The sequence below is a fragment of the Brachybacterium sp. AOP24-D1-21 genome, from assembly GCF_052378665.1.
In the GTDB taxonomy this organism is placed as follows: domain Bacteria; phylum Actinomycetota; class Actinomycetes; order Actinomycetales; family Dermabacteraceae; genus Brachybacterium.
The window spans coordinates 1,888,061-1,901,722 of the sequence record NZ_JBQSXX010000001.1; the positions used below are offsets into that span (position 1 = coordinate 1,888,061).

Genomic DNA, 13,662 nt, shown 5'->3' on the forward strand with positions numbered 1-13,662 from the left:
CGGCACCACAGCACCAGATCGGCCTCGGCGTGCACGCGCGGGCGGAGGCGCACGGTGCGCGGCAGGGTGGTCGCCGCTGCGCCGCCGCGGTCCGGTGTCGCGATCGGATACGTGATGGCCTCCTCCGTGTGGTCCCACCGATGTAGCTGAGGCTTACCTTACTAGGGGCTGCGCGTCGACCGCCGCCCAGCGCACCCTCTCGAGCGAAGGACCCATCGTGCCCCTGCACCTCACCCGCCGTCATGCCCTCACCGCCCTCGGCGCCGCCGGACTCGGCGGCCTCGCCGCCGCCTGCGGCACCGGCGCCGACGGAGACGCCGCGGCCGCGGAGGACGCCGCCGCCCCGGACGCCTCGCGCGTGCCCGCCGGTGAGGGCGCCACCACCTACCCGCTCGAGCTGGTCTCCCCCTTCGGCACCACCACCCTCGAGGAGCGTCCCTCCCGGATCGCGGTCGTCTCCGGCATCCAGGACCTCGAGGCCGTGCTCGCCCTCGGCGCCTTCCCGGTGATCACCGATGAGATCTGGACCCCGTGGCAGCGCGAGGCGATGGAGGGCCACGAGGTCGAGGAGTACGACATCTGGGCCGATGCCGGCCTGCCCCTCGAGCAGCTCCTCGCCGCCGCCCCCGATCTCATCGTCGCGACCACCTACGGCAGCCTCGACCAGGACTTCGAGCGGCTCGCGCAGATCGCCCCGGTCCTGACCATGGAGTCCTACGAGGACCAGGAGTCCTGGGAGTACGACTGGCGGGACGTGATCCGTCGGGTCGGCCTCGCCCTCGACCTCGCGCAGACCGCCGAGCGCGTCGTCGAGGAGACCGAGCAGCTCGCCGTGGACACCGCTGCCGCCCACCCCGAATGGCAGGGCACCACCCTCTCCTTCGTGCTCAACCGCGGCGAGCAGGCCGGCATCTCCGTCTCGAACTACACCGGCTCCGTCGTCGAGGAGGTCGCCACGTCCTGGGGCTTCGCCCCGCAGCCGCAGGCCGACGCCCTCGCCGCCGCCCAGGGCGACGTCAGCCTCGAGAACCTGGACATGATCGAGGCGGATCTCGTGGTGATCGCCCAGCATGGAGGCCACGGCACGCCCGAGGAGGCACAGGCGTGGCTCGAGGCCAACCAGCTGTACCAGTCCCTGCCGGCCGTGCAGGAGGGACGGGTCGCGATCATCGAGCCCGACGAGGACGGCACCCTCCCCATCGCCTGGGGCTTCGACTACCCCAATGCGCTCTCGACCCCCTGGACGGTCGCGAAGTTCTCCGAGGCCGTCGCGCCGGTCCTCGGGTGAGCACGGCGACCACGGCGGCGCCGGGACGGCCGCACCGCGGTGCCCCAGCTCGGCCGGCCCGCCGCCGCGGTCGGCGGGCCGTCGGCCTCACCGCAGCGGCGCTGGTCGTCCTGCTGCTGCTGGCTGTGGCCTGCTCGATCGCGGTCGGGGCGCGGGAGGTGGCCGTCCTGGACGTGCTGCGCGCTGAGCTGGGGGTGGAACTCGTCGTGGATCCCGACGAGCGCTACATCGTGCTGTCCATGCGGGTGCCGCGCAGCCTGACCGCCCTCGCCGTCGGCGCCGCCCTCGGTGTCGCGGGGGCGCTCGTGCAGGCCCTGACCCGCAACCCTCTCGCCGACACCGGCATCCTCGGGGTCGACGCGGGCGCCGCCTTCTCCGTCACCCTCGGCATCGCCCTCACGGGCGTGGTGGGCATCAGCGGCTATGCCTGGTTCGCCTTCGCCGGCGCGCTGCTCACCACCGTCGCGGTGCACCTCATCGGCGCGACCGGCCGCTCCGGCCCCGACCCGCTGCGCCTGGTGCTGGCGGGCCTCGCCCTCGGCGCCGTGCTCAGCGGCATCACCGGGATGGTGACCCTCGCCGATCCCGACACCTTCGACGCCATGCGCTCCTGGACGGTGGGCACCCTCGAGAACCGCGGCACCGCCCACCTGCTGCCGATGCTCCCGTATCTCGGCCTCGGAGGGCTGCTGGCCCTGGCCTGCGCCGGCTCGCTGAACGCCCTCGCGCTCGGGGACGAGGTGGCCATCGCCCACGGCGTGCCCGTGCGCGCCGTGCGCGTCGCGGTGATCGCGGCGATCACCCTGCTGGCCGGGAGCGCGGTGGCGATCTGCGGCCCGATCGGCTTCGTGGGGCTGATGGTGCCGCACGTGATCCGCTGGTGCGTGGGCCCGGACCAGGTGCGGCTGCTGCCGCTGAGCGCCCTCGGCGGTGCCGTGCTGCTGCTGGCCGCGGACGTGCTCGGACGTGTCCTGGTGGCGCCCGCGGAGATGCCCGCCGGGGTGGTCACCGCCTTCGTCGGCGCCCCGGTGCTGATCGTGCTGGTGCGCGCGCGCAGGAGGCTGAGCGGGCTGTGACCGACCTCGACCGCCGCCCGGCCGTGCTCTCGGCGCACCGGGACCGCTTCCTCCACCTCGCCCTGGGCCCGGTGCGGCTCCGCCTCGAGCGCCGGGCGCTGCGCCTGTCCGCCGTGCTGCTGCTGACGGGGGCCGTGGTGAGCCTGCTCGCCCTGATGCTCGGGGACTACCGCCTCTCCGGGCAGCAGGTGTTCGCTGCGCTCGCCGGGCGGGGCGACGAGATCACCACGGTCATCGTCCGGGACTGGCGCCTCCCGCGAGCCCTCGCCGCCCTCGTGTTCGGCGCCGCGCTCGCCGTCTCCGGCGCCGTGTTCCAGTCCCTCACCCGCAATCCCCTGGCCAGCCCCGACATCATCGGCTTCTCCACCGGCTCGTACACCGGGGCGCTGCTGGTGCTGCTCGTGCTCGGCGGTGGCTACCTGCAGGTCGCGGCCGGGGCGATCACCGGCGGCATCGCCACGGCGCTGGTGATCTATGTGCTCGCCCACCGCCGCGGGATGCAGGGCTTCCGCCTGATCATCGTCGGCATCGCGGTCTCCTCCATGCTCGGCGCGCTGAACTCCTATCTGCTGCTGGTCGCGCGGCGCGAGATCGCCCTCGGCGCCGCGATCTGGGGAGCCGGGTCCCTCGCGAGCGTCGACACGACCATGCTGCGGTGGGGCACGCTCGCCATCGGCCTGCTGCTCGCCCTCGTCGCGACCGTCGCCCCGGCCCTGCGGGAGCTCGAGCTGGGCGACGATGTCGCCCTCGCTCACGGGGTGGTGAGGCGGCGCGTCTGGGCCGTCGCCGTGGTCGCGGGCGTGGCGCTGACCGCCGTGGTCACTGCGGCCTGCGGGCCGATCGCCTTCGTGTCCCTGGTGGCGCCCCAGATCGTCCGGCGCCTCGCGGGACAGGGCGATGCCCCGCTCGTGCCCACCGCCCTGCTGGGCGCGGTGCTGCTGGGCGCCGCCGACCTGGTGGGCCAGCACGCCCTGCCCCAGCCGGTGCCCGTGGGCCTGGTGACCGTCGTGGTCGGCGGCTGCTACCTGCTCCATCTGATCCTGCGCGAGAGGCGCCGACGGCGCCCCTGACCCCCGCCCCTGCGCCTCCCTTCCCGCCCTGCCCCTGCCGATCCCTGACCCCGCCCCGTTCGAGAGGAACCCCTGTGCGCTCCCTGCGAGACTGGACCTTCTACCCCATCACCACCCGCGAGCTGGTGGTGCGCGCCGCCGTCGACGTGACCCCGGCGATGCGCCGCGTCACCCTGGGCGGCCCCGGCCTGGCGGCGCACACCGCCCCCTCCGGCCACCGCGTGCAGGCCTTCCGCTCCGACGGCTTCGACGACGAGTTCAAGCTGTTCCTGCGCCATCCCGAGGAGCCCGTCGCCCTGGTGCCCGCGCAGCTCGACGGCGTGCTCGACTGGCCGCGCCACCCTCACCTGATCTCCCGCACCTACACCGCTCGGCGCTGGGACCAGGGCGCTCAGGAGCTGGACGTGGACCTGGTGCTGCACGGGGACGGGCCCGCAGCGGCCTGGGCGCGCACGGTGCAGGTCGGGGACAGCGTGCAGATCGCCGGCCCGAAGATGTCCGGCACCCATCCCCGCGGGGCGGACTGGTCGCTGATCGTGGGCGACGAGACCGCGCTGCCGGCGATCGGCCGCTGGCTCGAGGAGTTCCCCGAGGGGGCACGGGCGCAGGTGTTCGTCGAGGTGGGGGAGGACTCGCACCGTCAGGAGCTGACGGTGCCGGAGGGGGTGGAGCTCACCTGGCTGGTGCGCGAGGGCGCCCCGGCGGGGTCCACCAGCCTCCTGTTCGACGCCGTCCGCGCCGCCCCCTGGTGGCCGGGCACGGTGTTCGCCTGGGCGGCGGGGGAGGCTCTGACCCTCGCCCCGCTCCGCCGCTGGCTGCGCCGTGAGAAGCAGCTCGACCCCGAGCAGCTCGACGTCACCGGGTACTGGCGCCGGCCCGCCGCCGCGGACTCCTCGGGCCCCGCGGAGGCCACCGGCGGAGCCCTCCCCGGGGGTGCCGAGCCGTCGGGCGACGGCTCCATCGAGAAGGTCGCGACGGCTGCGGCGGCCGCGACCGGTCCGGAGGAGTCGGCCCCCGGGGCCGAGCCCCAGGAGGACGAGGATCTGCTCCACGCCGCCGAGCTGGTGGGCCCGATGGCGCTGCGGATCGCCGCCACGATCGGCCTCGGCTCCCACCTCGCCGACGGCCCGGCGACCACCGCCGAGCTCGCCGCACGCAGCGGCTGCTCCGAGAGCGGTCTGTCGCATCTGCTGCGCTATCTCGAGGCCATCGGGATCGTGCAGCGTGACAGGCGTGACAGGGAGGCATCCGGCACCTGGTGCTGGGTCTTCACCGCCCGCGGGCTCGAGATGAGCGACGAATGGTACGAGGACCGCCTGCGGCTGGACGGCCCCCACGGGCTCGAGCAGCTCGCGATCCTCGGCCTGCTGCGTGCCGTGCGCACCGGAGTCGGCGCCGACGTCGAGCAGGTGCTGGAGGGGCTCGGCATCGTCGAGGCGTCGACCCGGCACCAGCGGCGGCAGGACCGGCTGCGGGCGGAGGCCGACCGTGCCGTCTTCCTGGCCGGCCCGCTCGCGGAGGCGGAGGCGCTCGCCGACTGGTCCGCGCTGCGGATCTCGGGGCGTGGGGCCGACGAGATCGCCCTTGCCCTGCGCCGTGCGCGACCTGCGGCAGAGCTGTCGGTGCTGGTGGATCCGACGGACGCCGAGGCGATGCGCGAACGGCTCGCCGGCGCCGCCGTCACCGTCGAGGAGCAGGGGCTGTTCGCCCCGTCGCCGAGCCCGGCGGACGCTCATCTCCTGGTGGACCTGCTGGACCGCTATCCGGACGATGCCGCGATCGCGGTGCTGCGCGCCGCAAGGGCGGCCTGCGGCGGCGGGCGCGTGGTGCTGGTGGGCGAGGCGCTCGAGGACGAGGCGCTGGACGAGCACGAGTGCGAGGACGATCTGCTCGCGTTCGCCCGGGGCGAAGCGGGGCTGCGCACCCGCGCCGAGCGCGACGAGCTGGTGCGCCGGGCCGGTCTCGAGGTCGTCTCGGCCTCGAGCGTGGGATGGGGGTTCGATGTCCGCGTCCTCGCCTGAACCCGTGGGGCAACGCCCGGTGCTCGGCGTCGAGCAGGTGACCCTCGGTTACGGCGAGCGGGCGATCTCACGCGACCTCGACCTGCAGATCCGGCCCGGCTCCTTCACCGTGATCCTCGGCCCCAACGCCTGCGGCAAGTCGACGCTGCTGCGGTCGCTCGCGCGGGTGCTGACCCCGTCGGCGGGCCGCATCGTGCTGGACGGGAAGGATCTGCACCGCCTGCGCGCCCGGGACGTCGCCCGCCGGCTGGGTCTGCTGCCCCAGACCGCGCTCGCCCCCGACGGGATCACCGTCGTCGACCTCGTCTCGCGGGGTCGGTTCCCGCATCGCAGCCTGGTGCGCCGCTGGACTGACGAGGACGACGCCGCCGTCGAGCGCGCCCTGGCCGCCACCCGCACCGTCGAGCTCGCCGACCGCCTCGTGGACGAGCTCTCCGGTGGCCAGCGGCAGCGGGTCTGGGTGGCGATGCTGCTCGCACAGGAGACCGAGCTGATGCTGCTGGACGAGCCGACCACCTTCCTCGACATCGCCCACCAGTACGAGCTGCTCGAGCTGCTGCGGGGCTTCCACGAGCACGGGCGCACCCTCGTCGTGGTCCTCCACGACCTCAACCAGGCCGCGCGCTACGCGACCGACCTGGTGGTGATGCACGAGGGCGAGGTGGTGACCACCGGGGCACCGCAGGACGTGGTCACCCCCGCGCTGCTGCGGGACGTCTTCTCGCTGGACTGCCTCGTGGTGCCCGATCCCGCCTCCGGCACCCCCATGGTGGTCCCGACGGTTTGTACTCGATAATTCCCCGGGTGTCATTCTCCGAGGTGCCATTCTCGGTAAAAGTTTCACCAAGCAATGGCTCGGACTTGGCATCGAACTGACCGGAAGTGCTGGTGGGACGGGCACGGTGGGGGAGGGTCGACGCCCGTCGTCGGCCGCACTCTTCCCCGCCCCTTCCCCCGTGGCCGTCCTCAGGAGCCCCCGAATGCCTGCACCCGCCCGTGTCCCCACCCATCGTGCCGACGGCTCCGCGGTGTACTTCCACGGCCTCCGCGTGGCCCCGAAGATGGCGGCCGCGACCGGCGGCGCCGTGATCGCGGCCGGCCTGGGCATCTCCGGGGCCGGGGTCGCCACCGCCGATACCGGTGTCTGGGACAAGGTCGCCCAGTGCGAGTCCGGCGGCAACTGGTCGATCAGCACGGGCAACGGCTACTACGGAGGGCTCCAGTTCTCCCCTTCCACCTGGAAGGCCTTCGGCGGCCACGAGTTCGCGAGCCAGGCGAACCAGGCCACGAAGTCCGAGCAGATCGCCATCGCCCAGCGCACCCTGCATGAGCAGGGCCCCGGAGCGTGGCCCACCTGCGGCAAGCGGGCAGGTCTCACCAGGTCCAACGGTGGCGCGGATGCGAACGCCCAGCCCGGCGGCCGCGAGGACTCGGCCTCCCGCGACGACGTGCGCACCAGCCCCGGCGCACTCGCGGTCGACGGCAAGTTCGGGGCGGCGACCACCCGCTCGCTCGAGGCCTGGGTGGGCGTGAGCCAGGACGGCTCGCTCTCGACCGCCGACATCAAGGCGCTGCAGTCCAAGGTCGGTGCCACCGCCGACGGGAAGATCGGCGCCGAGACCACCACCAAGCTCCGTGCGGCGATGGGCCTGAGCGGCAACGGCGCCTGGGACTTCCGCTCGAACTACGCGACCGTGAAGGCGCTCCAGTCCTTCCTCAACAGCGGAGCTCCGGCCGCGAGCGCCCCCGCGCCCTCGGCACCGACCGCCCCGGCTCCCTCGGCGCCGAGCAGCGGCGCACTCGTCGTGGACGGGAAGTTCGGTCCGGCCACCACCCGTGCGCTCGAGGCCTGGGTGGGCGTGAGCCAGGACGGCTCGCTCTCGACCGCCGACATCAAGGCCCTGCAGTCCAAGATCGGTGCCACCGCCGACGGGAAGATCGGCGCCGAGACGACGGCGAAGCTCCGTGCCGCGATCGGCCACGGCAGCAACGGCGTGTGGGACTTCCGCACCAGCTACTCCACCGTGAAGGCGCTGCAGGAGCACCTCAACGGCTGAGCCGCCGCAGGCGGGAGCCCCGCTCAGCTCCGACACCTGACGCAGCGCGCCGACCCTTCGGGGTTGGCGCGCTGCGTCGTGCTGTCTCTTTCCAGGACGTCCCTGTGGCCGTAACCCCTCGTTCCGAGGGGTCTCCTCGCGGCGCAGAGTGCAGTGCATCTCCCATTCCTCCACGAGGAGAGGTATAGTCGCATTTCAGACAAGCCGGACAAGCAGGGCAAAACGGACATCAGATGGGTGTGGGTCGCGATGGTGCGGACGGACCCGCTCCCGGTGCTGGGCCTGACCGCTCCATCCCGGCTCCGATCGCTGAGAGGTGCACGTGGCATTACCGCAGACAGTCAAAGCTGCTGGACCCTCGGTCCCTCTGCTCGGCGGTCGATCTCCGCTGCGAGCCTCCACCTGGTCCGCGCGTCCTCGCCGCAAGGACCGCAGCGATGACCGCCTGGTCGTCTCCATGATCGTCGCGGCGGACCTCCTGGCGCTCGCGGTGGCCTGCGTGATCGCGGTCCTGATCCGGCAGAACCTCGCGTTCCTGGATTCCGCTCCGAACCTCTCCGGTTACGTGGTGCGCACATCGGTGGTGATCGCCACCGCCTGGATGCTCGCCATTCTGATCTCCGGCGCGTCGAACCCCCGACTGGTGTCCGCTGGACCCGAGATCTACCGCAACGTGCTGGTGGGAAGCCTCGGAGCGGTGGGGCTCACCGGTGCGGTGCTCTTCCTTGCGGATATCCCGCTCTCCCGCCCCTACTTCGTCGCCCTGTTCCTGGTGGGTCCCCTGCTCCTGCTGCTGGTACGGGTGTTGGCCCGGCGCTGCGTGAACGTTGCCCGCGCCCGGGGGCACCTGCGCTCGCAGGTGCTCGTGGTCGGCTCCACCGGGCATGTGCGCGGCATCGTGCGCACCCTGACCCGAGAGGTCTGGCTGGGCTACGACGTGGTCGGTGCCATCACCCCGATCAGCGATGCGCGCCGCGGCGAGGGCGCCGGCGTGCCGATCCTCGGCGACGAGTCCCAGCTGCTGGATCTGGTGCGCGCGCAGCAGCCTGACGTCGTGCTGTTCACCGCCGGCTCGTCGGCGAGCGCCGAGGAGTTCCGTCGCGTCGCCTGGGAGCTCGAAGGGATCGAGGTCGGAGTCATCGTGGTCCCGGGCATCAGCGAGATCTCGGGCGACCGGATCCGGATGCGGCCTGTGGCCGGACTCCCGCTGGTGCACATGGACCTGCCGCGCGCCCGCAAGGCGCTGCGCTGGAGCAAGCGGCTGTTCGACATCGCCGCGAGCGCTCTGCTGCTGCTGATCCTGGCGCCGGTGCTCCTCATCGTGGCACTCTTCGTGCACCTCGGCGATGGCGGCGCGGTCATCTTCCGTCAGCAGCGCGTGGGCCGCACCGGCGAACCCTTCGAGTTCCTGAAGTTCCGCTCCATGGTGGTCGATGCGGAGGCCCGCCGGGCCGAGCTCGAGCAGCTCGCGCGCGACCGCGGCAACGACGTGCTGTTCAAGATGTCCGATGACCCCCGCATCACCCGGGTGGGCAAGCTGCTGCGCCGCTATTCCCTCGACGAGCTGCCCCAGCTGTGGAACGTGCTGCGGGGTGACATGAGCTTGGTCGGCCCGCGGCCCGCCCTGCCCCAGGAGGTCAGCGGGTATGACGGGGACGCGCACCGGCGCCTGGCCGTGCGGCCCGGGATCACCGGGCTCTGGCAGGTCTCCGGTCGCAGCGACCTCTCCTGGGATGACACCGTTCGACTGGATCTGTTCTACGTCGACAACTGGTCCTTCATGCAGGACCTCCTGATCCTGGTGCGCACTGCGCGCGCCGTGCTGGCCTCCCGAGGGGCGTACTGAGCGACGCTTTCCCCGGGGCGGGGTGACGCCCTCGCGTGAGGGAAGTGCTGAGCCCTCATGCGGGGGCGTTCCGCTGTCCTGAGCAGGGCTGGGCCGGGGGGAGTGGGCGACGGTGCCGGCGGCTCCCGAAGGGGCTCGAGCGTCTCATGTGCGGAGGAAGGGGACCCCGGTGATGAACATGTCATCACCGGGGTCCCGGATGCTGCGGAGTGCTGGTCGGAGGATTCAGCTGACTCCGGCTGACTGGAGCTCAGCGGAGGCGGTGATCGCGGCGAGCGCCCGCCGCAGGGCGGTGCTGGAGGTGTGGACGGTGTAGGGGAGGTATCGCACCTCGACCCCCACCTCGGCGAACTGCTCCTCCAGCAGGAGCCCCTTGGGGGTGCCGCGCCAGTCGTCGCCCTTGAAGAAGTGCGTGAAGCGCATGTCTCGCCAGGCATCGAGCTTCGACGGGGTGGTCTCCACGTAGACCCGATCCACGAAGCGCAGGTTGCGCACGATTTCGGCACGCTCTCCGGTGGGGATCACGGGCTCGATGCCCTTGACCTCGCGCAGCATTTCGTCGCTCACCACGCCGGCGATCAGCACATCGCAGTGCTGCTTGGCACGGCGGAGCAGATTCAGGTGCCCCACATGGAAGAGGTCGAACGCTCCTGCTGCGTATCCGATCCGCATAGTGACCTCCCGGTCCGTCCCGCCGACATTGCTGAGGTGCCGGTCATCCCCCAAGTCTACCCGGCATAAAGGGAAAAAGGGGTAAATCGGACATCGCGATTCGTGGGGAAGGTCTGGCATGCCGGACGCAGCACCAGCGCGGCTGAATGAGTCTCCGGATGACGCTCTGCGGCGTCCTGTATGAACCCGCGCGACTCTGCGAGAACCAGCTCGCCGAGGATGTTCATAGGCGCACATCTTTCTTTCCCGCGATCGCGGGAGGCTCGTAGCTTTCCGGTCATGTCCGCTACCACGACGCTGCCCGAGCTCGAGCGCACCGCCCCGGTGCGCCATCGTCCTGCGCTCAGCTACGAGCTGTTCCCGGCGCGGAGCGATGTGTCCTTCGAGCGGCTGCGCGAGACCATCGCGCAGCTCGAGGCGACGGGACCCGACTACGTCTCGGTGACCAGCCGTGCTCGTCACGGCAATCTCGCGCGCGTCATCGAAGTCACCGAGCACGTGCTGGCCGAGACCAGCCTGCGGCCCCTGGTGCACCTCACCTCGATCGGCTCCACCCGGGCGCAGCTCTCCACGATCATCCACGCGCTGCTGGACCGCGGCGTGCGCGGCATCCTCGCACTGCGCGGCGACCAGTCCGAGGGGCACAGCCTCGAGGACGACGAGATCCCCTTCGCGCGGCCCCTGGTGGAGCTGATCCGCACCATCGAGCACGAGCGCACCGCCACCCTCGCCGGCGGCCGCGTGAGCATCGGCGTGGCCGCCTATCCGCATCGTCATCCCGAATCACCCACCACCAGCCACGACACCGAGGTGCTGGTCGCCAAAGAGCGGGCAGGCGCGGACTTCGCCATCTCCCAGGTGTTCTTCGATGCCTCCGTCTACTGCGGTCTGCTCGCCCGGGCGCGCGAGGCGGGGATCCGGATGCCGATCGTGCCCGGCCTCGTGCCCGCCACCAACCCGCGCCGCCTCGAGCGCCTCGCCGCGATCAGCGGTGTCGAAGCGCCCCGCGACCTCCTCCACCAGCTGGAGATCGCCTCCGACGAGGTCGAGCGACGCCGCATCGGCGTGCGCTTCACCGTCGACCTCGCCCGTCGGGTGCTCGACGCCGGGGCCCCCGGCGTGCACCTCTACACCTTCAACTCGCACGGCGACGCGCTCGACGTGCTCGATCACCTCGACCTGGACCGCTGGTCCACCACCCAAGGAGAGACCCGATGACCGCTCAGATCGCCCCGCTGCCCGCCGCCACCCCCGTCGGCTACCCCCGCATCGGCCCCGCCCGAGAGCTGAAGAAGGCCGAGGAGGCCTACTGGGCAGGGCGCATCGACCACGCCGAGTTCGCCCGCCGCACCCGCGAGCTGCGCCGCGCCACCCGCGCGCGCCTGGCCGAGCTGGGCCTCGACGCCGCCGGCGCCGCGCCCGAGTCGTTCTCCCTCTACGACCAGGTGCTCGACGCCGCGCTCGCCGTCGGGATCATCCCGGACCGCTTCGCCTCCGTGCTGGGTGCGGACGGCACGATCGACGACGACGGGCTCTTCGCCCTCGCCCGTGGCACCGCGGAGCAGCCGCCGCTGGAGATGACCAAGTGGTTCGACACCAACTACCACTACCTGGTGCCCGAGATCGGCCCCGATACCGACCTCCATCTCGCCTCCACCCGGATCGTCGACCTGTTCACCGAGTCCCTCGAGGACGGCACCGGCACCCGTCCCGTGCTGGTGGGTCCGCTGACCCTGCTCCTGCTGGCCAAGGCGCAGGACGGCGCGCCCGAGGGCTTCGACCCGCTGGACCGCCTGGACGATGTCGTCGCCGTGTACGCCGAGCTCCTGAATGCGCTGCACACCGCCGGCGCCGGCTGGGTGCAGCTCGACGAGCCCGCCCTCGCCGCCGATCAGCGCCTGGCCCAGCCCGAGCTCGCCGACGCGCTGCAGCGCTCCATCGGCCGCCTCGTCGAGACGGTGCCGCGTCCGCAGCTGCTGGTCACCACCCCCTACGGAGGCATCGGCGATCTGCTGCCCGCGCTGCTCGCCACCGGCGCCGAAGCTGTGCACCTCGACCTCACCCGCGGAGAGCTGCCCAGCGCTCAGCAGCTTGCCGGGATCGGCTCCACGCAGCTGGTCGCGGGCCTCGTCGAGGGACGCTCCGTGTGGCGCACCGAGCTGCCGACGGCCGCTGCCCGCCTGGCCGAGCTGCGCCGCCGCGTCACCGAGGCCGGGGGAGCGGCCGACGCGATCTCCGTGTCGACCTCCGTGTCCCTCCAGCACGTCCCGCACACGCTCGAGCTCGAGACCTCGCTGTCTGCCGAGCTCGTGGCCACCCTTGCCTTCGCCGACGAGAAGATCATCGAGATCGTCACCCTCGCCGCCGGCGGCATCGAGCCCGGAGCGGTCGATGGGCCGCGCTCCGTGCCGCGCGCCTTCGACGGCGTGCAGGTGCCCTCCGTGCGCGAGCGCGCCGCCGCCGTCACGTCCGCGGACACCGAGCGCGTCGCCTACGAGGAGCGGGCCGAGGCCCAGCGTCAGGCCCTCGGCCTGCCGGACCTGCCCACCACCACCATCGGTTCCTTCCCGCAGGTGGGGGAGGTGCGTGCCGCCCGTGCCGCCCACCGCAAGGGCACTCTGGACGATGCCGGCTATGAGCAGGCCATGAAGGAGGAGATCGCGCGCGTGATCACCCTTCAGGAGGAGCTGGGGCTGGACGTCCTGGTGCACGGCGAGCCCGAGCGCAACGACATGGTGCAGTACTTCGCCGAGAACCTCGAGGGCTTCGCGACCACCGAGCACGGCTGGGTGCAGTCCTACGGCTCCCGCTGCACCCGCCCCTCGATCCTGTTCGGCGACGTGCACCGTCCCGCGCCCATCACGGTGGGCTGGGCGACCTACGCCCAGTCGCTCACCCCGCGCCCCGTCAAGGGCATGCTCACCGGCCCCGTCACCATCCTGGCCTGGTCCTTCGTGCGCGATGACCAGCCCCTCGGGGACACCGCCGCCCAGGTGGGCCTCGCCCTGCGCGACGAGGTCACCGACCTCGAGGCCGCCGGGATCAGCATCGTCCAGGTCGACGAGCCCGCCCTGCGCGAGCTGCTCCCGCTGCGGGAGGTGCAGCACGCGGACTACCTCGACTGGTCCGTGCGCTCCTTCCGCCTCGCGACCTCCGGTGTGGACACCGCCACGCAGATCCACACCCACCTCTGCTACAGCGAGTTCAATGTGGTCGTGGGCGCGATCGACGCCCTGAACGCGGATGTCACCTCGATCGAATCGGCCCGCTCGCGCGGTGAGATCCTCGAAGCCATCGACCCCGGTGCCTTCCCCCGCGGCATCGGCCCCGGGGTGTGGGACATCCACTCCCCGCGCGTCCCCGCCGCCGAAGAGATCGCCGAGCAGCTGCGCCGCGCACGCGCCGTGGTGGGCCCTGAACGGCTGTGGGTCAATCCTGACTGCGGCCTGAAGACCCGCGGCTACTCCGAGACCGAGGCCAGTCTTCGTCACCTCGTCCAGGCGGTGCGCGAGGTGCGCGCCGACGCGGAGGTCCCGGCCGGCGCCTGAGCTCCTGACGGGTCCGGCCGGTCCGCCGCAGGTGGGCCGGCCGGACCTGTCAGCGCGAGGGGGAAGCTCCCCTTCGGACGTGCC

The 13,662-nt window shown here is 72.4% G+C and carries 10 protein-coding genes; 9 read left to right on the forward strand and 1 reads right to left on the reverse strand.

Annotated elements, in window-relative coordinates; genetic code table 11:
* Positions 1 to 217: 217 nt before the first annotated feature.
* The 7 genes from ACT3UF_RS08475 to ACT3UF_RS08505 all read left to right on the forward strand — a co-directional run bounded on the left by ACT3UF_RS08475 (position 218) and on the right by ACT3UF_RS08505 (position 9,358).
* Entirely contained in the window at positions 218 to 1,288 is a 1,071-nt protein-coding gene (locus ACT3UF_RS08475; protein ID WP_441446239.1) for an ABC transporter substrate-binding protein, read from the forward strand.
* Entirely contained in the window at positions 1,285 to 2,364 is a 1,080-nt protein-coding gene (locus tag ACT3UF_RS08480) for a FecCD family ABC transporter permease (protein ID WP_193115771.1), read from the forward strand. Before ACT3UF_RS08475 ends, ACT3UF_RS08480 begins: the two co-directional genes overlap by 4 nt.
* Positions 2,361 to 3,434 carry a FecCD family ABC transporter permease gene (locus ACT3UF_RS08485; protein ID WP_319021460.1) on the forward strand — a complete coding sequence of 358 codons (1,074 nt, stop codon included), beginning with the start codon at positions 2,361 to 2,363 and terminating at the stop codon, positions 3,432 to 3,434. Before ACT3UF_RS08480 ends, ACT3UF_RS08485 begins: the two co-directional genes overlap by 4 nt.
* A gap of 74 nt (positions 3,435 to 3,508) precedes the next feature.
* Complete coding sequence (locus ACT3UF_RS08490; RefSeq protein ID WP_319021459.1) at positions 3,509 to 5,455, forward strand: SIP domain-containing protein; 1,947 nt, start codon at positions 3,509 to 3,511, stop codon at positions 5,453 to 5,455.
* Between the two features lie 4 nt (positions 5,456 to 5,459).
* Positions 5,460 to 6,251, forward strand: a complete 792-nt coding sequence (locus ACT3UF_RS08495) for an ABC transporter ATP-binding protein (protein ID WP_441446241.1) — start codon at positions 5,460 to 5,462, stop codon at positions 6,249 to 6,251.
* A gap of 184 nt (positions 6,252 to 6,435) precedes the next feature.
* Positions 6,436 to 7,512 carry a transglycosylase family protein gene (locus tag ACT3UF_RS08500; protein WP_193115769.1) on the forward strand — a complete coding sequence of 359 codons (1,077 nt, stop codon included), beginning with the start codon at positions 6,436 to 6,438 and terminating at the stop codon, positions 7,510 to 7,512.
* 322 nt (positions 7,513 to 7,834) lie between these two features.
* A complete protein-coding gene (locus ACT3UF_RS08505; RefSeq protein WP_319021458.1) occupies positions 7,835 to 9,358 on the forward strand; it encodes a sugar transferase in 1,524 nt (507 codons plus the stop codon).
* A gap of 225 nt (positions 9,359 to 9,583) precedes the next feature.
* Here ACT3UF_RS08505 and ACT3UF_RS08510 read toward each other — a convergent pair whose 3' ends face one another.
* Positions 9,584 to 10,030 carry an adenylyltransferase/cytidyltransferase family protein gene (locus ACT3UF_RS08510; RefSeq protein WP_193115768.1) on the reverse strand — a complete coding sequence of 149 codons (447 nt, stop codon included), beginning with the start codon at positions 10,028 to 10,030 and terminating at the stop codon, positions 9,584 to 9,586.
* Positions 10,031 to 10,309: 279 nt separating this feature from the next.
* Here ACT3UF_RS08510 and ACT3UF_RS08515 point away from each other — a divergent pair, with 279 nt between their 5' ends.
* Both ACT3UF_RS08515 and metE read left to right on the forward strand, forming a co-directional pair.
* Positions 10,310 to 11,248 carry a methylenetetrahydrofolate reductase gene (locus ACT3UF_RS08515; protein WP_193115767.1) on the forward strand — a complete coding sequence of 313 codons (939 nt, stop codon included), beginning with the start codon at positions 10,310 to 10,312 and terminating at the stop codon, positions 11,246 to 11,248.
* Complete coding sequence (gene metE / locus ACT3UF_RS08520) at positions 11,245 to 13,578, forward strand: 5-methyltetrahydropteroyltriglutamate--homocysteine S-methyltransferase (RefSeq protein ID WP_444606277.1); 2,334 nt, start codon at positions 11,245 to 11,247, stop codon at positions 13,576 to 13,578. Before ACT3UF_RS08515 ends, metE begins: the two co-directional genes overlap by 4 nt.
* The last annotated feature ends 84 nt before the right edge of the window (positions 13,579 to 13,662 follow it).